This is a genomic window from Microbacterium sp. LWH7-1.2 (assembly GCF_038397755.1).
Lineage (GTDB): Bacteria > Actinomycetota > Actinomycetes > Actinomycetales > Microbacteriaceae > Microbacterium.
Genome location: NZ_CP151637.1, coordinates 1,194,046 through 1,214,843, shown reverse-complemented (window position 1 = coordinate 1,214,843; position 20,798 = coordinate 1,194,046). Strand labels below are relative to the sequence as shown.

At 67.7% G+C, this 20,798-nt stretch carries 21 protein-coding genes; 15 read left to right on the top strand and 6 right to left on the bottom strand.

Annotated features, from left to right (window positions below; translation table 11 throughout):
• Positions 1-26: 26 nt before the first annotated feature.
• On the bottom strand, positions 27-467 hold the full coding sequence (locus tag MRBLWH7_RS05835; protein ID WP_342001938.1) for a DUF2510 domain-containing protein: 441 nt from the start codon (positions 465-467) through the stop codon (positions 27-29).
• Positions 468-894: 427 nt separating this feature from the next.
• On the opposite strand from MRBLWH7_RS05835, the gene MRBLWH7_RS05830 reads away from it, so the two are divergent.
• The 10 genes from MRBLWH7_RS05830 (at position 895) to MRBLWH7_RS05785 (ending at position 9,735) form a co-directional block, all read left to right on the top strand.
• Positions 895-1,299 (top strand): type II secretion system protein, encoded by a 405-nt coding sequence (locus MRBLWH7_RS05830; RefSeq protein ID WP_342000057.1) that lies wholly within the window; start codon positions 895-897, stop codon positions 1,297-1,299.
• Between the two features lie 86 nt (positions 1,300-1,385).
• Positions 1,386-1,766, top strand: a complete 381-nt coding sequence (locus tag MRBLWH7_RS05825) for a prepilin-type N-terminal cleavage/methylation domain-containing protein (protein WP_342000055.1) — start codon at positions 1,386-1,388, stop codon at positions 1,764-1,766.
• Positions 1,763-2,293, top strand: coding sequence for a prepilin-type N-terminal cleavage/methylation domain-containing protein (locus tag MRBLWH7_RS05820; RefSeq protein WP_342000053.1), 531 nt, complete (start codon positions 1,763-1,765; stop codon positions 2,291-2,293). The genes MRBLWH7_RS05825 and MRBLWH7_RS05820 overlap by 4 nt, the downstream gene beginning before the upstream one ends.
• The gene (locus MRBLWH7_RS05815; RefSeq protein WP_342000051.1) at positions 2,284-3,915 is read left to right on the top strand and encodes a hypothetical protein; all 1,632 of its coding nucleotides are present in this window, start codon (positions 2,284-2,286) and stop codon (positions 3,913-3,915) included. Before MRBLWH7_RS05820 ends, MRBLWH7_RS05815 begins: the two co-directional genes overlap by 10 nt.
• Positions 3,916-3,918: 3 nt before the next feature.
• The gene (locus tag MRBLWH7_RS05810; protein WP_342000049.1) at positions 3,919-4,803 is read left to right on the top strand and encodes a prepilin peptidase; all 885 of its coding nucleotides are present in this window, start codon (positions 3,919-3,921) and stop codon (positions 4,801-4,803) included.
• Positions 4,804-4,831: 28 nt separating this feature from the next.
• The gene (pilM, locus tag MRBLWH7_RS05805) at positions 4,832-5,866 is read left to right on the top strand and encodes a pilus assembly protein PilM (protein ID WP_342000047.1); all 1,035 of its coding nucleotides are present in this window, start codon (positions 4,832-4,834) and stop codon (positions 5,864-5,866) included.
• The gene (locus tag MRBLWH7_RS05800; protein WP_342000045.1) at positions 5,863-6,510 is read left to right on the top strand and encodes a hypothetical protein; all 648 of its coding nucleotides are present in this window, start codon (positions 5,863-5,865) and stop codon (positions 6,508-6,510) included. The genes pilM and MRBLWH7_RS05800 overlap by 4 nt, the downstream gene beginning before the upstream one ends.
• Before the next feature lie 3 nt (positions 6,511-6,513).
• Positions 6,514-7,197, top strand: coding sequence for a hypothetical protein (locus tag MRBLWH7_RS05795; RefSeq protein ID WP_342000043.1), 684 nt, complete (start codon positions 6,514-6,516; stop codon positions 7,195-7,197).
• A gap of 5 nt (positions 7,198-7,202) precedes the next feature.
• Complete coding sequence (locus tag MRBLWH7_RS05790) at positions 7,203-8,495, top strand: type IV pilus twitching motility protein PilT (RefSeq protein WP_342000041.1); 1,293 nt, start codon at positions 7,203-7,205, stop codon at positions 8,493-8,495.
• Position 8,496: 1 nt separating this feature from the next.
• Positions 8,497-9,735, top strand: a complete 1,239-nt coding sequence (locus tag MRBLWH7_RS05785; protein ID WP_342000039.1) for a type II secretion system F family protein — start codon at positions 8,497-8,499, stop codon at positions 9,733-9,735.
• 36 nt (positions 9,736-9,771) lie between these two features.
• Here the strand turns inward: MRBLWH7_RS05785 and MRBLWH7_RS05780 are convergent, their stop codons facing one another.
• On the bottom strand, positions 9,772-11,439 hold the full coding sequence (locus MRBLWH7_RS05780) for an ATPase, T2SS/T4P/T4SS family (RefSeq protein ID WP_342000037.1): 1,668 nt from the start codon (positions 11,437-11,439) through the stop codon (positions 9,772-9,774).
• 85 nt (positions 11,440-11,524) lie between these two features.
• Here MRBLWH7_RS05780 and MRBLWH7_RS05775 point away from each other — a divergent pair, with 85 nt between their 5' ends.
• Positions 11,525-12,607, top strand: a complete 1,083-nt coding sequence (locus MRBLWH7_RS05775; RefSeq protein ID WP_342000035.1) for a YhjD/YihY/BrkB family envelope integrity protein — start codon at positions 11,525-11,527, stop codon at positions 12,605-12,607.
• Entirely contained in the window at positions 12,604-13,371 is a 768-nt protein-coding gene (locus MRBLWH7_RS05770; protein WP_342000033.1) for an NAD(P)H-hydrate epimerase, read from the top strand. The genes MRBLWH7_RS05775 and MRBLWH7_RS05770 overlap by 4 nt, the downstream gene beginning before the upstream one ends.
• Before the next feature lie 195 nt (positions 13,372-13,566).
• On the opposite strand, the gene MRBLWH7_RS05765 is transcribed toward MRBLWH7_RS05770, so the two are convergent.
• Entirely contained in the window at positions 13,567-14,190 is a 624-nt protein-coding gene (locus tag MRBLWH7_RS05765; protein WP_342000030.1) for a TetR/AcrR family transcriptional regulator, read from the bottom strand.
• 137 nt (positions 14,191-14,327) lie between these two features.
• Between MRBLWH7_RS05765 and MRBLWH7_RS05760 the strand changes: the two genes are divergently transcribed.
• From MRBLWH7_RS05760 to MRBLWH7_RS05750, 3 genes are all read left to right on the top strand, one after another.
• A complete protein-coding gene (locus MRBLWH7_RS05760) occupies positions 14,328-15,143 on the top strand; it encodes an oxidoreductase (protein WP_342000028.1) in 816 nt (271 codons plus the stop codon).
• Between the two features lie 107 nt (positions 15,144-15,250).
• Positions 15,251-15,463: a hypothetical protein gene (locus MRBLWH7_RS05755; RefSeq protein ID WP_342000026.1), complete on the top strand. Its 213-nt coding sequence runs from the start codon at positions 15,251-15,253 to the stop codon at positions 15,461-15,463.
• Positions 15,464-15,518: 55 nt separating this feature from the next.
• The gene (locus MRBLWH7_RS05750; protein WP_342000024.1) at positions 15,519-16,529 is read left to right on the top strand and encodes an NAD(P)/FAD-dependent oxidoreductase; all 1,011 of its coding nucleotides are present in this window, start codon (positions 15,519-15,521) and stop codon (positions 16,527-16,529) included.
• A gap of 182 nt (positions 16,530-16,711) precedes the next feature.
• Here MRBLWH7_RS05750 and MRBLWH7_RS05745 read toward each other — a convergent pair whose 3' ends face one another.
• The 3 genes from MRBLWH7_RS05745 to MRBLWH7_RS05735 form a co-directional block, all read right to left on the bottom strand.
• Complete coding sequence (locus tag MRBLWH7_RS05745; RefSeq protein WP_342000022.1) at positions 16,712-17,089, bottom strand: hypothetical protein; 378 nt, start codon at positions 17,087-17,089, stop codon at positions 16,712-16,714.
• A gap of 76 nt (positions 17,090-17,165) precedes the next feature.
• Positions 17,166-17,897 (bottom strand): glutamine amidotransferase, encoded by a 732-nt coding sequence (locus MRBLWH7_RS05740; protein ID WP_342000020.1) that lies wholly within the window; start codon positions 17,895-17,897, stop codon positions 17,166-17,168.
• A 222-nt stretch (positions 17,898-18,119) separates the two neighbouring features.
• Complete coding sequence (locus tag MRBLWH7_RS05735) at positions 18,120-20,660, bottom strand: rhamnogalacturonan lyase (RefSeq protein ID WP_342000018.1); 2,541 nt, start codon at positions 20,658-20,660, stop codon at positions 18,120-18,122.
• Positions 20,661-20,798 lie beyond the last annotated feature (138 nt).

Here is a 20,798-nt window from a genome sequence, read left to right as displayed (position 1 = left end):
CGCCCCCGCCCGGCGAGCTGAGTCGCTCAGTACGGCAAGACGGACGCGACGGTACGGAGCACAATCCAGACCATCGCGATCGACGTGAGCACGAGCGCGAACACCGCCTCGCGCTTGCGCGTCGGGCGCCGCACCGCGATCACCATGCCGACGATCGCGAGCACGAACGCAGCCACGGCCATGAGGAACCACAGCAGCGACAGGATGCCGAACAGCCAGAGGTACTGCAGGATCTGCGATCCGACGGCGAAGGCGAGCGCCGCGATCCCGAAAGAGCCGAGCAGCTGCACGAGGATCAGGATGAGCGCCGCTCTCGCCGGCCCGTTCTTCGCCGTCGCGGGCGCGTTCTGCTTGGGGTCGGTGCCGAACGTCGCCCCGTACGTCGGCGCCGTGGTCGGCGGGAGCACATGGTGCGTCCAGGCCACGCCGTCCCACCAGCGGGTCTGCTCCGTCGACGGGTCGTAGATTCATCCCGGCGGCGGCAGTTGCGCCTGCGGGGTGGGCCCATCGGCGCTCATCGTTCGATTGCCGAACCTCGCGTGCGTGACGTCGTCATTGAGGTCTCCCCGGTCCTTCGAACGGACGACGGATGCTGCCGCCCGCTGCTTCCCCAGGGCGCCAGAGTACTGGGTCACACGACTTGCGCGGCAAGGTCTTCGCGCGGTCTGACTGAGGCTTTCTTAGGGGAACACTGCGCGCGCCGTCGTTGACAGGTTGCCAGGGCGGGTGAGAGGTTCTATGGCGGGAGGGGATTCACGCTTTGCGCGTGTGTCTCAAACCCAGCTCCGACAGGATCTGGGATTTTCGTTACTGGGGATGACTGAGACCGGCGTGCGTTTCGTGGCGCCGGTCTGTCGGAGTTGACCACTCAACTCAACTGGGGAGACAAGCGCCATGCGTGCAACCATCAAGAACTACATTGACGCCGCCAAGCGTCGTCGCGAAGAAGAGGGTGAAGAGGGCTTTTCCCTCATTGAACTCATCATCGTTGTTGTGATCCTGGGGATCCTGGTCGCGATCGCGATCCCGATCTTCGCCAACATCCAGGCGACCGCCGAGAAGAACGCGCTCACGGCGGCCGCGGCGAGCGGGGCCACGGCGGCCGCCGCCGCGTTTGCGGATGACGCAGCGAGTCCGACTCCGGCCGAAGCTGCTGCTTCTGGTGGCAGTGGCCAGATCACGACCGCGCTCGCTAAGGGCACCTCTGTCACCGACGTTTGTGTTAGCGCCGCGAAGACGGGTCAGACCACCGTTTACGCGGGTCCCGGGGCTCTGGCAAACGGGACCGCCTGCAAGTAGCCAAGATTGTGGGGGACCGAGGGCCAGTTGCCTGGTTCTCGGCCCCTGCTATCAGGAGACTCAATCCCTAGGCGGAAGGCACGTCGATGCAATCACATTCAAACTCTGAGACGGGTTTTGGGTTGGTTGAAGTGATCATCGCCATGTTCCTTCTTGGCGTGGTCGCGATCGCCATCCTGCCGGCTCTTTGGCAAGGCATTGTGCTCTCGTCACAACAGGCATCCACGGCCACCGCTACGCGCTACATGAACTCGTTGATTGACGACGCACGCGCGACCCCGACGTGCCTCTACCTCTCTGCGATCGCCTCACGGCCGGCGGTTGTCGACGGACGGGGGGTCCAGCTATCGACGTCCACTAGCACCGTCGCTGGATGTGCACCCGGTGGCACCGCAACACTGACCATCAACGTCGACGGCGAGGGACGCACCCTCGCGACGACGACCGCACTCATCTACATCCCATGACTTCCACGACGCGCGCGGACGACGATGGGCTCGGCCTGATCGAGTTCATTGTCGCGATCGTCATCACAGGCATCGTGATCGCCGCTGTGGCGACGATCTTCGTCAATTCCTGGAAGACGCAGGAGCAGGTGACCACGGTGACGCAAGCGACGAATCGCGGACAACTCGTATCCTCGACGATCGAACGGGCGATGCGCAACGCCCTGTATTTCGAGGTCACCGAGAGCGGGACCGTGCTGCGGGTGCGGACTTCCCTCACAGGCGAACTCAAGTGCCAGGGATTTCGAATCACCGACACGGAGGCCCAGTTCACAACCGCGTCGGCAGCGCTGACATCCCCGAACACTGCCTGGCCGGCGTGGCAGTCCGGCATCGAGAAGCAGGGAACCACGCCGTACCTCGCGCGCACGACTGCAGGCTCAGTCACCTACACATTCAAGATCACAACCGATGCCTCGCCCGTGACCTTCGTGGGCGATGTTCTGCCACGGTCGATTCAAGACACAGGGAGCGACGGATGCTGGTGATCGATCGGTTTCTGAACCGCACACGTCAGCAGGACGAGAGCGGTGCCGTCCTTGTCACGGTTGTCGTCGTCATGTTCGTCGGCTTCATCATTGCTGCGACCATTGCTGCCTCAGTCGTATTCACCATTGGTGCCAACGTCGATAACAAGGACCGAACGCAGGCGTTCATCGCAGCCGAATCGGGCCGCGACACCGCGGTTGCGTCCATCAAGTCCGCGATCACCTCGACCGGCCTCAACTGCGCTTCTGTGGCCATGTCTGCGAACTCGACCGCAGGCACGTCGCCGGTCTTCTCTTATTCGATCCGCTCGTCGGAGGCCGCAGTCAAGCCGACCGGTTGGGACGCGACCGGGGTCACCGCCACATGTCCCACGCCCACGACGAAGTGGGTTGTCATCCGATCTACCGGCACCGGCACGGACGACGCACAGACGACTGTTGACGCCGTGTACCCGTGGTACCACGGGCCGGCGACGACCCCCTCCGGCACCGTCGCCTTCTTCGAGGGGGAGTTCAAGGCGACGAAGTCGACCTACACCGGTGATCTCGTCATCCGCGAGGGTGACTACGAATGCAACAACGGCGCGACGGGCGCCATAGACGGCGACCTCTGGGTCCTCCGCGGCGGGCTGACGATCACTGACGACTGCACCGTCACCGGCAGCGTCTATGCCCGTGACGCGATCGAAATCAAGAACAAGAAGTTCACCGTGGGCGGCGATGTCATCTCCGTCGCCGGGCAGATCAAACTCAATGTGAACGGCGTCAGCGTCGGAGGCGACGTCTACGCCGCGGGCAACATCGACACCAAGAACGGCAAGGGCAAGGTCGACGGTTCCTTCAGGACCCACCTCGCGATGGTCGATCACGTCCCTGCGGACTGGACGAAGGCTGACGGAACCACGCCCGTACCAGTCCTGACCGGCGAGCCCACACCCGTGATCTCTCCGACGCTCGAGCAGGTGTTCGCGGCGACGGCGTGGATAGAGCTGACCGCCTCGACGACGTGGAGCTCCGCAGCATTGCCCGTCTACGCGCCAGCTGCCGGCACGGTGTGCAGCACCGCAGAGCTGCAGGCCGTCCTCAGCGCAACTGGCACTCGCGCCGTCATTGACATGACAGGGTGCCCCGCAGGCGGCAGCGGCATCAAGGTCGCCCCCGGCAATGTCACGGTGGCGCGTGATGTCGTCATCCTCGTCCCCGCAGCGGAGAAGATGGACCTCGAACTGACCGGGACTATCTCCCGTCCGACCGGAACAACTCTGGCCGCCGGACCTCAGCTCTTGATCGTGCACCTCGATCCGAATGGAAGCGATGGACGACCTCCGGCATGCGCGTCGTCAGTGCTCGACAAGTTCTCCGCGGGAACGACCAACAACGTTCGGACACTGATCTATAGCGCATGCGGCATCGGCAGCACTATGTCGCTGACCATGTCCGGTCAGCTATACATGGGCAGCGATGGCCTCCACCTCAATGGAGGAACATTCACCTGCATGCCGATGTCTTGGGCTCCGACTCTGCCCACCATCAGCTGCGGCATCAAGGGAACCGGGGGCATCTTCGACCCCTCGAACACGGTCACGCGATTGGACAATCTCGCGTACCAGTCAGAGCGTTAGCGCATGACTCCATTCATCGTCTTCCTCACCGTCATCGCCGGGATCCTCGGCCTGGTCATCGGGTCGTTCCTCAACGTCGTCGCCTACCGGGTGCCGGCGAAGATCTCCCTGATGCGCGAGAGCCGCTGCCCGCATTGCGACACGGCGATCAAGTGGTGGCAGAACGTACCAGTCGTCTCGTGGATCGCATTGCGCGGGAAGTGCGCGAATTGCAAGGCGCCGATCTCGTTGCGGTACCCGATCGTCGAAGCGGTCACGGGTATCGCCTTCGCGGTCGTCACATGGTGGGGCACCGTCGTCTACGAAGGACTTCTCGGCACGAACCTGCCGACCTACCTCGCGTCGCCACAGGTCGACGGCGTCGTCCGTCCCGCCGATCTCTGGGCGCTCGGCCTCGTCATCGTCGCGTACCTCTACTTCGCCGCGATCTCGATCGTGCTGACGCTCATCGACCTCGACACTCACCGTCTGCCGAACAGCATCGTGCTGCCGAGCTACCTCGTGGCCGGCATTCTGTTCACCATCGCCGCGTGGCTGACGGGCGAGTGGGGCCTGCTGCTCATGGCCGGTATCGGCATGGCAGTGCTGTACCTCTTCTACTTCCTGCTGCGCGCGGCCCGGCCGGGCGGCATGGGCGGGGGAGACGTGAAACTCGCCGGGGTTGTGGGTATCTACCTCGGCTGGCTGGGATGGGGTGCGCTCGCTGTGGGGGCGTTCGCGGCCTTCCTGTACGGGGGAGTGTTCGGCATCGCGCTGCTGCTGCTGCGTCGCGCCGGACGCAAGACCGCCATTCCGTTCGGGCCGTGGATGATCCTCGGCGCCTGGACAGGGGTGTTCGCCGGCGAGGCCGTCGGCAAGTGGTACGTGAATCTCTTCGTCGGCGCTTGACGCCGACGTCTTGGGGGAAGGGGAAGTCATGGGGAAGACGATTGTCGGGCTGGAGGTGACCGAAGAGAGTGTCCGCGCCGCGGAGATCTCGCTCGGTCGCAAACCCCAGCTCGTCGCCTACGGGGAAGTGCCGCTGCCGCCCGAGGCGGCGCGCGACTCAGAGGTGCTCGACTCGGGCGCCGTCGCGGTCGCGCTCCGGCAGCTGTGGACGGGCGCCAGATTCAAGAGCAAGGATGCCGTTCTCGGCGTCGCGAGCCGCCGCATCCTGGTGCGCGAGTACACGACTCAGGCGATGCGGCCTGATCTGCTGCGCGAGGCGCTGCCGTACCAGGTGCAGGACCTGCTGCCCGTCCCCGCCAGCCAGGCCGTGCTCGACTTCTTCCCGCTGTCGCAGGACGGAGACCAGGTCTCGGGTTTGCTCGTCGCGGCCGTGTCGGAGAACATCGAGCAGATCATCTCGACGCTCGCGAAGATCAAGGTACGCGCGCAGGCGGTCGACCTCTCGGCGTTCGGCCTCGCTCGCGTCACGGCACCGCTGGCGTCCCGCGAGGAGACCGTGGCGACGGTGAACATCGGGGATCACACCACGCAGGTCGTGATCTCGCGAGGAGGCGTTCCGCTTTTCGTGCGCTTGCTGCCGATCGACGTCGCCACTGCGGCGAGCCGTCGGCACAGCGCAGAGGTCGCTGAGCCTGAGCTCGAGCTCGCCGTCGCCGGGAACGGCATGGGCGCGTCCACAGGCCTCGCCGCACCCGCTCGCACGCGCGGTGCCATCCGCGCGGCCACGCCCCCCGGTGTCTCCGACCTCGCGGCCCGCCTCCGGAGCACGCTCGCCTTCTTCGGCAGCCGCCCGACGGCAGCGCCGCTGACACGGATGTTCGTCACGGGCGCCGGCGCCGGAGTCGAAGGCGTCCTGCCTGCGTTGGGCGCCGCCATCGACACCCCGATGGCCGTCGTCTCGGTGGGTGACGTGATCTCGATCTCGACGCCGCCGCCCGCCGGTGAGGTCGCGCTGAACCTCGTCGGCACCGTCGGCATCGCACTCGGGGAGGCCTCGAAATGACCGCCATCCCCGTCCCGTTCTCGGGAGCACCCCGCGTCAACCTCATGCCGCGCAGCGAGATCGTGCGGCGCGAGCGCGACTCGCTGGTGCGGCTGTGGGTGTGGATCGCCCTCGCGGCCATCGTCGTCGCGGTGCTCATCATCGCCGGTGCGTTCGCCTTCAAGTTCTTCGCGGACCAGCGACTGGTCGCCGAGCAGGCCCGGACCAACGCGCTCCTCACCGAGATCGCGTCGCTTTCGGAGGTCAGCCAGGCGCTGGCGACCGAGTCGGAGCTCACGGACTTCCGCACCGACGCCATGGCGACCGACCTCGCCTGGGCGCCCGTGATGGCGAAGATCACCGGCGTGCTGCCGGCCGACACGACGATCACCGGCCTGGACCTCGCCGTCGGCGGTGTGCCGCAGGGCGACGACCCGGCCGTCGAGCCGGGTCTCGTCGGCACCGTCACCTTCGACAGCCCGACCCCGCTCGACGTCGTGGCTCTCATCCGCTCCCTCCGCGGGGTGGAAGGCGTCCTGTACGCCGACGGGCAGTCGGTGACCTCGAGCCAGGTATCGGCAGACCGCTTCTCGTATCTACTGAACGTCGAGTTCGACCAGTCCGTGTACTCGAAAGAGTTCGCGGCCGAAGAAGGGGGTGAGTGAACGATGCCCAAGCACCTCGTGACCGCCATCGGTCTGATCGTCTCGCTGGGCGTCATCGCCCTGGGTGTGTTCCTCGTCGCCATGCCTCTCTATTTCCAGGCCGTCACGGTCGACGGACAGACCGCGACCGTCGCGAGCACGAACGCGCTCTACCAGGCGCAGGTCGACGAACTCACCGCTCAGCAGGAGAACCTCGACGAGATCACCGCGAACGTCGCGGGGCTGCGATCGCAGATCCCCGCCACGGGGCAGTACGACGACGTCTTCGAGGTCGTCGGCAATGCGGCCGCGGCATCCGGTGTCGCCATCACATCCGTCACGGCGGGGGAGCAGGTCGTGTACGCGACCCGCACCGGTGCGACGGACGGGGACCCGGCGGCTGCGGCAGCCGCTCCTGCACCGGAGGCGACGGATGCTGCGACCGACCTGAACGCGACCGCCGACCCGAACGCGACCGAGGCGAACGCGGCAGCGGCACCCGATGCCGCCGTCGCAGCTGGTCGCCAGCAGGTCGACTTCGTGATCAGCGCCACCGCGGCGGACATGGCGCAGGTGACCGCGTTCGTCGACGCGCTGCGCGCCGGCCCGCGCCTGCTGAACAGCATGGCGGTCACGATGACGCAGAGCGGGGAAGGCACCGTCGACATCCAGATCACCGCCCTGAGCTACATCGACGAGGAAGGGTGACGACCATGGACGACCTCGACTTCGAAACGCTCCTCGCGTACGGCGCTCGGCACCGCGCATCGGACGTTCACATCACCGCCGATGCGCCGCCACTGCTGCGCGTCGACGGGGACCTCGTGCCCATCGAGGCGTACCCGACCCCGCTGTCGGCCGATTGGGTCGAGCGGACCGCGTTCGCCCTCATGACAGAAGGGCAGCGCGCCGAATTCCTCGAGCACGGCGAGGTCGACCTCGCGCACGCGACAGCGGGCATCGGCCGGTTCCGTACGAACGTTTATCGGCAGCTCGGCTCGATCGCGATCGCCCTGCGCTACATCCCCGACCGGGTGTACTCGCTCGAGGAGCTGGGCGCGCCCGCGATCGCTCGCGACCTGGCCCTCCGCCCTCGCGGTCTCGTGCTGCTCACCGGCCCGACAGGCTCGGGCAAGTCCACGACGCTCACCGCGATGGTCGACATCGTCAACCAGCTCGTGCCGGCGCACATCGTCACGATCGAAGACCCGATCGAGTTCCACCACCAGTCCAAGCGCTCGCTCGTCCACCAGCGCGAGGTCGGGCGCGACACGAACTCGTTCGCCGAGGCGCTGCGTCGTGTGCTTCGCCAGGACCCCGACGTGATCCTCATCGGCGAGCTCCGTGACCCCGAGTCGATCTCGACCGCCCTGTCAGCCGCCGAGACCGGCCACCTCGTGCTCTCGACCCTGCACACGCAGGGCGCGGCCAAGAGCATCAACCGCATCATCGACGTGTTTCCCGCCGACCAGCAGCACCAGATCCGCACGCAGCTGGGCGACACGCTCCAGGGCATCATCAGCCAGACGCTGCTGCCGCTCGCGCAGGTGAATGGCCGCACGATCGCCACCGAGGTGCTCATCAACACGCCGGCCGTCGCGAACATGATCCGTGAGGGTCAGGTCGCTCAGATCTACTCGGCGATGCAGGCGGGCTCGGAGATCGGCATGCACACGCTCGATCAGGACCTTCGTCGCCTCGTCGCCGAAGGCACCATCGCGCGCAACGTCGCCGTGGACTTCGCGGTCGACCCGAAGAGCCTCGACGGCGTCTACATCAAGCCGCGCGATCTCGACGCGGAGGAGTGGGCGCACCACGCCGGCGAATGGCGGCAGGGGGAGCTTGCGGCTCCGGCAGCGAACGCAGCGCGGGGCACCGGCATCGGTATGGGATCCCGCTTCGGCACACCCACCGTCGGGGGTCGCGTCGATCCCACGGCGCGGGACGTCGAGTGGGGCGGCGTCGACGATCTCGAGGCGTGGGCCGCCTCGAACGGGGAGGGCTGACATGGCCGTCGTGCAGGAGTTCGTCTACCGGGCGGTCGACCCGCGTGGCGGGTCGGTGGTCAAGGGGACCATCGAGGCCGCGAGCGAGTCTGCCGTCACCGGCAAGCTCAAGGCTCAGGGGCTCACGCCTCTCGAGGTGACGCTGAAGTCCAACACCGGCTTGAACAAAGACATCAAGCTGCCAGGCGCGACCAAGACCGTGTCCGCGCGCACGCTTGCGGTGTTCTCGCGGCAGATGGCCGGGCTCATCAATGCCGGTCTGCCACTGATGCGGACTCTCTCGATCCTCATCGAGCAGACCGATGACAAGAAGCTGCAGCCGGCGCTCGTGCAGGTGCAGGCCGACGTCGAGTCGGGGTCGTCGTTCTCGGCGGCGCTGGCGCGGCATCCGCAGACCTTCCCGCCGCTGATGCTGTCGATCATCAAGGTGGGGGAGGCGGGCGGCTTCCTCGGGAGTGCGCTCGGGTCGATCGCCGACAACTACCAACGCGAAGCCGAGCTGCACAACAAGATCCGCGCCGCGGTGACGTACCCGGCGATCGTGCTCGTGATCGCGATCATCGGCGTGCTCGTCATGGTGACCTTCGTCGTGCCGATCTTCGAGGGCATGTTCAAGGGGCTCGGCAGCTCGCTGCCGCTGCCGACGCAGATCCTCGTGACGATCTCCAACAACATGTGGTGGATCATCCCGGCGATCATTCTCGTCGTAGTCGTAACGCTGGTCTGGTGGCGCGCGAACCGGCACACCGAGCAGTACCGCCGGTTCGTCGACCCGATCAAGCTGAAGATGCCCGTCTTCGGCAAGCTGACCACGAAGATCGCGGTCGCCCGTTTCGCGCGGAACCTCTCGATGATGCTCAACGCCGGTGTGCCGATCATCCAGGCGCTCGCGATCGTCGGGCAGGCGTCGAACAACTGGAAGATCGAGCAGGCCGTGCGCGACGTGCAGGAGTCGATCCGCCAGGGCCGCTCGTTCGCCGCGCCGCTGGCCAAGGCCGAGGTCTTCCCGGCGATGGTGCCGCAGATGGTGTCGGTGGGCGAGGAGTCGGGCACGCTCGTCGACATGCTCGCCTCGATCGCGGACTTCTACGAGGACGAGGTCGAGACGGCCACGGCGCAGCTGTCGTCGACGATCGAGCCCATCCTCATCGTGGGCCTCGGCATCGTGATCGGCGGCATGGTGATCTCGCTGTACCTGCCGATCTTCACTCTCTACGGGGAGCTCGCGAAGCAGGCGTAGGGGTGGGGGACTCGACGACCGGGAACCGGGACTAGATCACACCGTGACCCGGAGCACTTCCTCGATCGTCGTGAGCCCCTGCGCGACCTTGGACCACCCGTCCTCGCGGAGCGAGATCATCCCCTGCTCGAGCGCCACCTGACGGATCTCCGATCCGGTCGAGCGCGTCACCACCAGCGACTCGAGCTCGTCGCTCAGCGTCATGACCTCGTGCAGCGCCACGCGCCCGCGGTACCCGGTGCCGCTGCAGGCGGGGCATCCCATCGCCTTGTACAGCTCGGGCACGTCCGCCGGGTCATGTGGGAAGCCCAGCGCCGCGAGCACCTCGCTCGGCTCCACCAACGGCTCACGGCAGCGCATGCACAGCCGCCGCGCCAATCGCTGGGCGATCACCGCCGACAACGCCGTCGCCACGAGGAACGGCTCGCAGCCGATCTCGGTCAACCGGGTCAGTGCAGAGGGTGCGTCGTTCGTGTGCAGCGTCGACAGCACCAAGTGCCCCGTCATAGCCGCCTCGATCGAGATGTTCGCCGTCTCGAAGTCGCGGATCTCGCCGACCAGCACCACATCCGGGTCCGACCGCAGGATCGACCGCAGTGCCGTCGCGAACGTCAGTCCGGCGCGGTTGTTCACCTGCACCTGATTGATGCCGGCGATGCGGTACTCGACCGGGTCCTCGACGGTGATGACGTTGATCTTCGGGTTCGCGATCGAACGCAGGGCGGTGTACAGGCTTGTCGACTTTCCGGAACCGGTGGGTCCGGTCGCCAGGATCATCCCGTGCGGCTTCGTGATCGCCTCGCGGAACCGCTTCTCGTTGGTGCTCGAGAACAGCAGGTCGCGCATCGTCATGGTCTGACCGGTGTTGTCGAGGATGCGCATGACGATCTTCTCGCCCCACACCGTGGGCAGCGTCGCGACGCGGAGGTCGACGGTACGGTTCTCGTGCGTGACCGAGAGGCGGCCGTCCTGCGGCTTGCGCTTCTCGGCGATGTCGATCGACGACATGATCTTCAGGCGCGAGATGATGCCGTCCTGGATCGCGCGGTCGGCCTTCTGCATCTCGTGGAGCACGCCGTCGATGCGGAACCGCACGGTCAGCTGCTTCTCGCCGGGCTCGACGTGGATGTCGCTCGCACGGTCGTTGATGGCCTGCGCGATGAGCAGATTCACGAAGCGCACGATCGGCGCCGAGTCGTCCTGCTCTTCGAGGCTCTCGGTGAAGGCCGCCTCGGTGGCCTCGCTCGACTCCTCGATCGACATCGACAGTTCGCTGAGCTCTTCGTCCGAGCGCAGGAACCGCTCGAACATGTTCGTCAGCGCGTCTTCCGCGACCACGACGGGTTCGACGAAGAGATCCGTGATGGAGGCGACGTCGTCGAGCGCGACGATGTCGGTCGGGTCGAGCACGCCCACCGTGAGGCGATCCCCGCGGCGGTCGACCGGGATGAGACCGTACTTGCGGCACAGAGCGCCGGGAACCAGCGCGACCACGTTCGGGTCGAGCGGCATCTCGGCGAGGTCGACGTACCGATGGCCGGTATGCAGGGCGATCGCCTCGGCGACCTGCCCCTCGGTCACGAGCTTCGAGCTCACCAGCAATCGCTGCAACTCCGGACCTTCGCCCACCTGAGCGAGGGCGGCCGACATGTCGGCAGCCCTCACGGCTCCTGTGAGCACCAGCGTCTGTGCAAGACCTCTCACGGCACACCCCTATCCCCGAGGGACAGACTATCTGCCGCACGTCAAGCCTGATCCTCAGGATTGACGCACTCGATAAGGTGGCGCCATGGCGGACCTGATCGCGAAGCTGACGGCCTGGGCACTCTCCCTCCGGCCGGTGCGCGTCTGGTTCCACTACCTCGAACGCCGGGGCCCCATGCTCTCCGACAGCATCACCTATCGGGCGCTGTTCTCGGTGTTCGCGGGGGTGCTGCTCGGCTTCTCGTTCGCCTCGGTCTGGCTCGCCGACAACCCTGCTGCGTGGCAGTCGTTGGTCGACGCGGTGGATGCTGCGATCCCTGGCCTGCTCGGAACCGGAGACGACGGGCTCATCGACGTCTCGACGATCGAAGCTCCGGCCGACCTCACGGTCGCCGGCATCATCGCCCTCGTCGCTCTCGTCGGCGCGGCGATCGGTGCCATCGGGTCGCTGCGGGTCGCGTTGCGTTCGCTCGCCGACAAGGTCCACGACGACGTGTTCTGGATCTGGGTGATCGTGCGCAACCTGCTCCTGGCCATCGCGATCGGCGGTGGATTCGTGCTGTCGGCCGGCGCCACCTTCGTCGGCACCTCCTTCGTCGGTGCGGCACTGGACTGGCTCGGCGTCAGCCACGGCCCGTTCGCCGACTTCGCCACGCGCTCCGTCTCGATCATCGTGGTGTTCCTGCTCGACGTGGCCATCGTGGCGCTCGCGTTCGTGTCCCTCAGCGGGGTCAAAGCACACCCCGCCTCGCTCTGGTCGGGCGCCGTCATCGGCGCGATCGGCCTGACGGTGCTGCAACAGCTCTCCTCCCTCTTCGTCGCCGGCGCCGGCTCGAACCCGCTCCTCGCCTCGTTCGCTTCGCTCATCGCCCTGCTGCTGTGGCTGAACCTCTCGGCGCAGGTGATACTCCTCGCATCCACCTGGGTCATCGTGAGCGAACGTCAGCGGGTCGACCGCGTCCGCGAGCGCTTCGGATCCCCGACGTTCGCGGTGCGGCGGGTGCGCCGGGCCGAGGATGCCGTGCGCGTGGCCACCGAAGAGCTCGAGCACGCGCGCGCCGACGCCGAGCGCGAGAAGCTCGCCGCCCAGAAGCGTGAGGCGAAAGCCGCCCCAGACGACACCCCTGCCGAGCAGGAGCGCGTCCCGGAGAGGGTCGACCGCACATGACCCAGCGTGTTCCGACCTACACCGCCGAGCAGGTGCGTGCGGCGGAACGCCCTCTGCTCGACTCCGGAGTCCCGCTCATGCGCCGCGCCGCCGCCGCCCTGGCCGACGTCGTGCGCGCAGAGCTCGCCACGCCCGAGACCGTCGTCACCATGACCGGCGTCCTCGAACCCGTGATCCGCGAGACACCGCTCGCGCTGCGGCCCCGCGTGCTCGCGCTCGTGGGCTCCGGCGACAACGGCGGCGACGCCCTCTACGCCGCCGCGCACCTCTCCCGCGTCGCCGACGTCGACGCGCTCCTCGTCTCCGAGCGCTTCCATGTCACCGCCCTCGCCACCGCCGTCGCCGCCGGAGTCCGTCGCGTCGACCTCCCCGAGGTCGACGACGCCGTGCGCCACTATGCGATCGTGGTGGACGGCATCCTCGGCATCGGCGCCTCGAGCGATCCGTCCCTGCGCGGCACGGCGCGCGAGGCGGTCACGGCGATCCTCGACGACTTCCGCAGAGGAGGACGGATGCCGCGGGTCATCGCCGTCGACATCCCCAGCGGTCTGCACCCCGACACCGGCGAGGCCGACGACGCCGTGCTCGCAGCATCCGTCACCGTCACGTTCGGCGCAGTGAAGGCCGGCCTCGTCACCGGCCGCGGAGCGGAGCTCGCCGGCGATATCGTCCTGGTCGACATCGGTCTCGGTCCGGCGCTGGCATCGGTCGAACCGGTGGGCGCAGCATCCGTCTCCCGAATCGTGACGGCGTCGACCGACTGATCTCAGCGCAGCCGGGGCATCGCGACGAGGACGTGTCTGACAATCGTCGGGCGATGGCGGCTTGGATGACGACGGCGGCGCGGTAGACGATGGCGTGCTTGTCGTATCTGGTCGCGGGCCCGGGCCGTGCCCCCGCGGCGTCGAAGTGGGCCGACCGGATCAGGTGCCTGTTCAACGGGGCCGGCCGTGCCCTACTCAGCGGTGGTGCCGGCGAGGCAGCAAGGCGAACGCGCTCTCCGCGATCGAGGTCAGGCGGGCGGGGCTGTGGCCGTATGCGCCTACGACGTCGGTCCCGCGGACGATGGTCAGCAGAAGGTACGCAAGGTCGTCGGGATCCGCGTCGGGGTCGATGTCGCCGTTGCGCTGCGCCGCTCGCACACAGTCGGCCACCGCCGTCGCGACCACGGAGAAGCAGTCGTTGGCCAGGCGTTTCACCTCGGGGTCGGAGGTGCCGAGTTCCAGGGCCATCTTGGCGGCGAAGCAGGCCGCCGCCGCCCGGTCGGGGGCGGGGGGTACGTCGGCGGCGAGTGGCACTCCGTGGACGGCGCGGAGCAGGTACCCATGCAGTCGTTCCAGAGCGCCCTCGTCCGGTCCGGCGAGCGCTTTCGGCGCAATTTGTGCCAGCCGGGCGAAATAGCCGGCCATCGCCTGCAGCAGCACGCCGTGCTTGCCGTCGAACGTGGCATAGAGGCTGCCGCGGCCGAGGCCGGTGGCGGCGCTGATGTCGTCGACGCTGGTGCCGTTGTAGCCCGTCGTGCGGAACTGCCGCTCGGCGGCATGCAGGACATGGTCGCGGTCGAAGCTTCGTGGTCTCGCCATACACCAACGGTAGAGCCGACCCGCCGTATTTGACAAATCAGTACAGAACCGCCTAGGTTCTTGACTGTTCAGTACACAAACGTCTGGCGACCCGCGCCGGGCACGACGAAGTCACGCCCACAACCGAAGGAACCAACATGCAGACAGCTTCCCCCGTAGCCCTCGTGACGGGTGCTTCCTCCGGGATCGGGCGGGCAGCAGCGCTCGCCCTCGTGAACGCCGGCTACGCGGTGGTCGGCACGAGCCGCAACGCGGCGAACGCCGGGCCGCTCGCCGGGGTGACGTTCCTCGATCTCGACGTGGCCAGCGACGAATCTGTCCGCTCTCTGGTCGACGAGGTTCTTGATCGGTTTGGTCGAATCGATGTCTTGGTCAACAACGCAGGCGTCGGCGCAGTCGGCGCCGGCGAGGAGAGCTCGATCGACCAGACCAAGGAGGTCTTCGACATCAACGTCTTCGGCCTGATGCGGATGACCAACGCAGTGCTGCCCCACATGCGCGCTCAGGGCAGTGGCCGCGTGGTCAACGTCTCTTCGGTACTCGGTCTGATCCCAGCACCTTTCATGGCCACCTACGCCGCCACCAAGTATGCGGTCGAGGGCTACTCGGAGTCCGTCGACCACGAGCTTCGCGAGCACGGCGTCCGCGTGCTACTGGTCGAGCCGGCCTTCACAAGCACGAGTTTCGAGGCGAGCAGCCTGGCACCCGATTCGCCCCTGCCGATCTACGCCGCACAACGGGAGATCTCCCGAGACGTCCTGGCCACGGCCGTGCGCAACGCCGACGCCCCGGAAGTCGTCGCGAAGGTGATCGTCGCGGCCTCCACCGACTCCAAGCCCAAGCTCCGCTACACCGCCGGTCCGATGGCCGGACGCGTCAGCCTCCTGCGCCGGATCGTGCCGTCGCGCGCCTTCGACACACAAATCCGCAAGCTCAACCGGCTGGCCGGCTGACCCCGAGTAGCACGAGGCAGCCGAGCAGACGCCCATATCCGGACAGAGACATCGAAGCCGGCCTCAGCATCTCCCGTCCGACCGCTCTGGGAATGGGCTCAACACAAATGGAGTTCAAGCACGTCACTTTCGACCTGCCGCCGGGGAGCGGCTGGTTGGCCACTGCCCGCGATCTCGCCCTCATCGACCGCCTCTGGCGTCAGTGGTCGCCCAACCTTTCGCTCGCTCCAGCGCTCCAGGCGGAGCTGCACGAGCACTTGCGGGCGAGCATGCCCGCGCCCCTCAAGTACGGGATGACCACCCAGAACTCGAAAGGCTGACCGAACCATGACTGACCGAACCATGACTGATAAGGAAAGGCAGGAGACCATGGCTGTGACGACACCTCCGTACGCGAGCGACGCCCTGGACGAGGGGACCGTCGACGCGGTGGTGATCGGCGGGGGCGCCGCGGGGCTGAACGGCGCACTGATCCTCGCCCGCTCCCGCCGCTCGGTCGTCGTGATCGACAGTGGCTCCCCGCGCAACGCGCCCGCGGAGGCCGTGCACGGCCTCCTCGCACTGGACGGCACCCCGCCGTCCGAGGTCCTTCGACGGGGCCGGGAGCAGGTGCGCCAATACGGCGGACGCGTCGTGTTCGGCGAGGTCGTCGCCGCCGAGCCTGCCGCCCCGTCGGCGGGCGGAGACCTGCGGTTCACCGTCACCCTGGCCGACGGCCGCAGCATCACCGCCCGCCGCATCCTGGTGGCGACCGGCCTCATGGATGTGCTGCCGGAGGTGCACGGGCTCGCCGAGCACTGGGGGCACAGCGTGGTGCACTGCCCGTACTGCCACGGCTGGGAGGTGCGCGATGAGCCCATCGGTATCCTCGCCACCGGCCCGGTCTCCATCGACCACGCGTTTCTGTACCGCCAGCTGACCGAGGACCTGACCTACTTCACCCACGGCACTGACCTGGACGAGGACAACCGCGCCCGCTTCGCTGCCCGCGGCATCCGCGTCATCGACACCCCGGTCACCGAGGTCATCAAGGACGAGGACGGCGCCCTCGCCGGTGTACGCCTGGCCGACGGCCAGGTCGTGGCCCGCCGCGTCCTCGCGGTCCTCGCGCACATGCAGATCCGCGCCCAGGGCCTGGAAGGTCTGAGACTGCCGGTGCAGGACCTGCCGAAAGGCCGCAGTTTTGCCTCCGGCGTGGCCGGCATCACCGAGGTGCCCGGTGTGTGGGTGGCCGGCAACGCCACCGATCTGACCGCCCAGGTCGGGGCCTCCGCCGCGGCCGGCGCACTGGCGGGCGCCGACATCAACAGGATGCTGGCCACAGCGGACACCGACGCCGCCCTCCAGGAGATCGCCAACGTAAGCCCAAGAGGTTTCACAGGATGATCTTGAAGCCCTGAGATCTCGGCCGTCACCCTCTCGCCTCACCTTCATTGGCGACGGACGGAACCTGGGACAGGGTCCTTGCCAAGCTCACCGCTGCGGCTGACGCTGCACGCCGTCGTCTACCGCGCCGCCGTCCTCATCCAAGTCGCCATAGCCTGGACCCGACAATTGTCAGACACGCCCTAGTCGTCGCTCTGATCGTCGCCGTTGTTGCCGGGGAAGTCGGGGGAGTCCTTGTGGTGTCCCCAGGCCTTGCCGTTCCCGTTGCCCGGACCGTCTTCCTGCCTGTCGCCGCTGCCGTTGTCGCCGGGAAAGTCGGGTGAATCCTTGTGGTGCCCCCACGCGTTGCCGTTGTCACCCGGGAATGCGGGATCGTCCTTGCGATGGCCCCACGCCTTGCCGTTGCCCAGTCCGCCCGGCGCGTCATCCGGTGTGACGACGCTCGTTGCGGGCAACACCCGAGCGAGCGGCACGCCCGACGCGACGGCCGGCACGATGATCGCGGCCGCCGCGACGACGGCGATCACGGCACCCGTGATGAGCAGCTTCTTCGAGCCCATGACGCACCTCGATCTCCCCAGGCGGAGGCAGCCGGTGCGGGGAGCGTACCACCCCGCTCGCGCTGTGCGAAGAGGATCAGCGGGCGTAGCGCTCGACGAAGGTGCGCAGCATGCGGCTCGGGTGCGAGACGGTCGCGCGGCGCACGGCGGCCAGCGTGAGGTCGAGCTCGTCGGCCGCGAAGTAGCCGTAGCCGGCGTAGGCGTGGATCCGCGTCGTGATGCCCTCGACGTCGAGTTCGGGGTGGAACTGCGTCGCGTACACGTTCTCGCCGACCCGGAACATCTGCACCGGACACGTGGGCGACGACGCCAGCAGCGTCGCCGAGGCGGGCAGTTGCGTGATCGCCTCTTTGTGTCCGACGAACGCGCCGAAGGTCTCGGGCATGCCGGCGAGCAGGGGATCGGATGCTCCGGCCTCTGTCATCGTCACGGGCACGACGCCGATCGGCTCGGAGTAGGTGCGGTCGATCTCCGCGCCCTGGTGCGCGCCGAGCGTGCCGACGCCGTAGCAGGCGCCGAGGAACGGGAAGTCGCGCGCGACGACCTCGTCGAGGAGGATGCCGAACTCCTGCTCGACCCGGCGCTGCGTCGGCGACTTCTTGTCGAGCGGATCGGAGGCGTTGAACGGCCCGCCGCCCACGAAGATGCCCGACAGCGCGTCGAGGTCCATCCGCGGCATCGTCTCGGCCTCGAGCCGCACCCGGATGAGCTCGTCGGGCTCCAGGCCGGTATACCGCAGGAAGAGCGCGTACTCCTCGTCCGCCGGCACGTCCTCAGCACGGGTCGCGAGGAGGACGAACGGCTTCACCGCACCAGCCTACGGGCCCTCCCGCCGCTCGGTGAGCGAAGGGCGCTCCAGCGCCCGAAGTCGAAACGTCCCGGGTATTCGAAAGTGTCAGCGCCGCGGCGTTGCGTCGGGTTCGACGCGTTTCGACTCGCTCATTCCTCGCTCGCTCAAAGACCGGGAAACGGCAGACACACGAAAGCCTCGGCGCGGCGCAGTGCGCCGGGCCGAGGCATCCGTCATCCGTTACTCGCCGCCGAACTGGTGCGTCCAGGTCGACACCGCATCGGTGGCCACGGCGAAGCCGTCCTTCGGGACGGCGGTCACCTGCACCTTCGAGCCGGCGGGCACCTTGACCAGTGGCTTCTCGGCCCTCACGCCGTTGACGTAGTAGTCGAACGACGCGTCGGGCGCGACGACCACGTGGTCGGAGTTCGAACCCTTCGGGTCGGTGAACTTCGGCGCGCCGGGCGTGGCAGCGGTCGTGAGCACGGGCACGTTCGCGAAGTCCATATCGCTCGCGAAGTAATAGCTCGTGTACGACGGCTGGTTGTAGGTGGTGTTCTGGCGAGCCACCTCGGCGCGGTACTGCACGTCGTGCATGAGCGTCGGCAGCTTGTGCGTCGTCGTCTCCGTGCTCGTGTAGATGCGCAGCGCGCTCGAGTCGGCGGTGCGCACGAGCAGCTCCTCGCGCCAGTCGCCGAACACGTCGGCAACGAGCGACGGGTTGCCCTTGGTGCCGTTGTTCGTGCGGGTGCCATCGGCCGTGAGCACAGTGCCACGGGTCCAGTCCCTGATGGTCGGCGTGACGTCGAGGGCGCCGTCGACGATCTGGGTGGTCATGTCGGCCGCCCAGCGGATCGACTGGTTGGTTCCGGGGGTGGATGCTGCCAGCGGCACGTTCGTCGCGCTCAGCAGGCCCGAGCCCTCGGTGCCGTTGGGCATGCTCGCCCACACCTCGAGTCCCGGCACGTCGGAGCGCACGTCGCCGATCATGCTGCGGCCGGTGTCACGGCCCGAGTAGGCGCCGAAGAGCACTTCGCCGGTCGCGGCGTCGCGCATCGCCGAGCCGTAGGGCGCGAACGTGGCGCCTTCGTGCGCCGTCCAGATCTCGAGACCGGGGCGGTTCGGGTCGATGTCGGTGACGTGCATCGCGTCGCCGTGGCCGAGGCGCACGTTCTGTCCCGGCGTGGCGCTGCCGGCCGGCAGCTCGTCGAACGAGCTGTGCAGCAGGCCGCCGTCGTCGTCGATCGTCGCCGCCCCGTAGACGATCTCGTGCTTGCCGTCGCCGTCGACGTCGGCCGCGCTCAGCGAGTGGAAGCCCTGCGTCGTGATGGCGCCGTACACCGGGTCGGTGCCGTCACGGCCGTGCGGACCGTCGTTGAACGGGTTGGTCAACGGCACGTGGCCGCTGTCGACCGCCCAGCGCGTGGTGAGGTGCTCGCCGTCCCAGTCGTAGGCGTTGACGGTCGTGCGCGTGTAGTAGCCGCGTGCGAACACCGCCGACGGGTGCGTGCCGTCGAGGTATGCGACGCCCGCGAGGAAGCGATCGACGCGGTTGCCCGGCTCGATGCGCGCCATCGCGTAGTCGCCCCACAGGAGGCCGTCGTCGTCGCGACCGGGCTCGTAACGGACCGTCTCGAGCTCTTCGCCGGTCGCCGAGTCGAACACCGTCAGGTACTCCGGCCCGTCGACGATGAAGCCCTCGAAGGTGGTCAGGTCGTTGCGGGCGCTGCGCGCGGGCGCGTATGTCGTGATGAAGTAGTCGACGAGCTCGGTCGCCGACGCGGTGGACAGCGGGTACTCGTGCGTCACCGGGATGCCGAACGCCTGCTCGAGGGTCGCCGGCCAGTGGCCCGCGACGACCTCGGGATGCGCCGACCAGCCCTCGAACGTCTCGATGAGGTGCTGGCGGTAGTCCGCAGCGCTCATTCGGTAGTCGTCGGTCGCCTGGTATCCGGCCGCGAGGTCGTCGGCGAGCATGGTGATGCCGGCCTCGGATGCGACGGTGCCGTCGGCGTTGTAGCGGATCGAGGTCGTTCCGGGCGCAGTCTTCAGCATCGTCTCTGACCGGCCGTCGCCGTCGAAGTCGTAGACCATGAACTGCGTGTAGTGGGCGCCTGCGCGGATGTTCACACCGAGGTCGATGCGGTTGAGCAGCGTGCCGTCCAGCTCGTACGTGTCGATGTAGACGGGGCCGGTGTAGCCCTTCTGCGACACGTCCTTGGAGTTCGACGGGTCCCACTTCACGACGAACTCGAACGCACCGTCGCCGTCGACGTCGGCCACCGAGGCGTCGTTCGCCGAGTAGGTGTACTTCTCGCCTTCGGGGAACAGGACGCTCGTGGGCGCCACGCCGTCGGCCGGCTTCTGCAGCGGCAGGTCGTAGAACCCGTCGCTCCACACCGACACCGGCGCCGACTGCTCGCCGGTCACGTCGTTCCGTGCCGGAGCGACCGCGTAGACGGATGCTGCGGTCCCGCCCTGGTCGGCATAGTTCGTGCTGTCGTCCACCGTGGCGATGCGCTCGCCGTCGCGGAAGACGGCGAACGAGGGGCCGCTCACGCCCGTCGCGGTCGCAGGACCGGCCTCTGTCGCGAGCAGGCGCCAGCTGAGGAACACGCCCTCGCCGGTCGAGACGGCGACAAGGCCGCGGTCGAGCGCCTCCAGCTGTGCGCCGGCGGGGGAGGGCTGCTCGGCCAGCGCCGGTTGCGCCAGTCCGAGCGTGAGTGCGCATGCGGCCGTGCCGGCCACGAGCGCGCGGACAGATGTGCTGCGAAGATTCATCGTCGAATCGCTCTCCCGAGGTTGGGGTCCGTGTGGGGACGGACCTCATCGTGGTATTCGCCAGGAATACGCTTTCCCGGACGACACTAGTCAGCCGCTCGTGCCAGGGTCAACACTTCGGGCGGAGAAATTGGAACG

Coding starts and splice junctions, on each gene's coding strand:
- MRBLWH7_RS05790 (WP_342000041.1), top strand. CDS start 7,203: ATGGACGACCTCGACTTCGAAACGCTCCTCGCGTACGGCGCTCGGCAC.
- MRBLWH7_RS05825 (WP_342000055.1), top strand. CDS start 1,386: ATGCAATCACATTCAAACTCTGAGACGGGTTTTGGGTTGGTTGAAGTG.
- MRBLWH7_RS05815 (WP_342000051.1), top strand. CDS start 2,284: ATGCTGGTGATCGATCGGTTTCTGAACCGCACACGTCAGCAGGACGAG.
- MRBLWH7_RS05830 (WP_342000057.1), top strand. CDS start 895: ATGCGTGCAACCATCAAGAACTACATTGACGCCGCCAAGCGTCGTCGC.
- MRBLWH7_RS05755 (WP_342000026.1), top strand. CDS start 15,251: ATGGAGTTCAAGCACGTCACTTTCGACCTGCCGCCGGGGAGCGGCTGG.
- MRBLWH7_RS05775 (WP_342000035.1), top strand. CDS start 11,525: ATGGCGGACCTGATCGCGAAGCTGACGGCCTGGGCACTCTCCCTCCGG.
- MRBLWH7_RS05735 (WP_342000018.1), bottom strand. CDS start 20,660: ATGAATCTTCGCAGCACATCTGTCCGCGCGCTCGTGGCCGGCACGGCC.
- pilM (WP_342000047.1), top strand. CDS start 4,832: ATGGGGAAGACGATTGTCGGGCTGGAGGTGACCGAAGAGAGTGTCCGC.
- MRBLWH7_RS05760 (WP_342000028.1), top strand. CDS start 14,328: ATGCAGACAGCTTCCCCCGTAGCCCTCGTGACGGGTGCTTCCTCCGGG.
- MRBLWH7_RS05770 (WP_342000033.1), top strand. CDS start 12,604: ATGACCCAGCGTGTTCCGACCTACACCGCCGAGCAGGTGCGTGCGGCG.
- MRBLWH7_RS05765 (WP_342000030.1), bottom strand. CDS start 14,190: ATGGCGAGACCACGAAGCTTCGACCGCGACCATGTCCTGCATGCCGCC.
- MRBLWH7_RS05800 (WP_342000045.1), top strand. CDS start 5,863: ATGACCGCCATCCCCGTCCCGTTCTCGGGAGCACCCCGCGTCAACCTC.
- MRBLWH7_RS05745 (WP_342000022.1), bottom strand. CDS start 17,089: ATGGGCTCGAAGAAGCTGCTCATCACGGGTGCCGTGATCGCCGTCGTC.
- MRBLWH7_RS05810 (WP_342000049.1), top strand. CDS start 3,919: ATGACTCCATTCATCGTCTTCCTCACCGTCATCGCCGGGATCCTCGGC.
- MRBLWH7_RS05785 (WP_342000039.1), top strand. CDS start 8,497: ATGGCCGTCGTGCAGGAGTTCGTCTACCGGGCGGTCGACCCGCGTGGC.
- MRBLWH7_RS05820 (WP_342000053.1), top strand. CDS start 1,763: ATGACTTCCACGACGCGCGCGGACGACGATGGGCTCGGCCTGATCGAG.
- MRBLWH7_RS05795 (WP_342000043.1), top strand. CDS start 6,514: ATGCCCAAGCACCTCGTGACCGCCATCGGTCTGATCGTCTCGCTGGGC.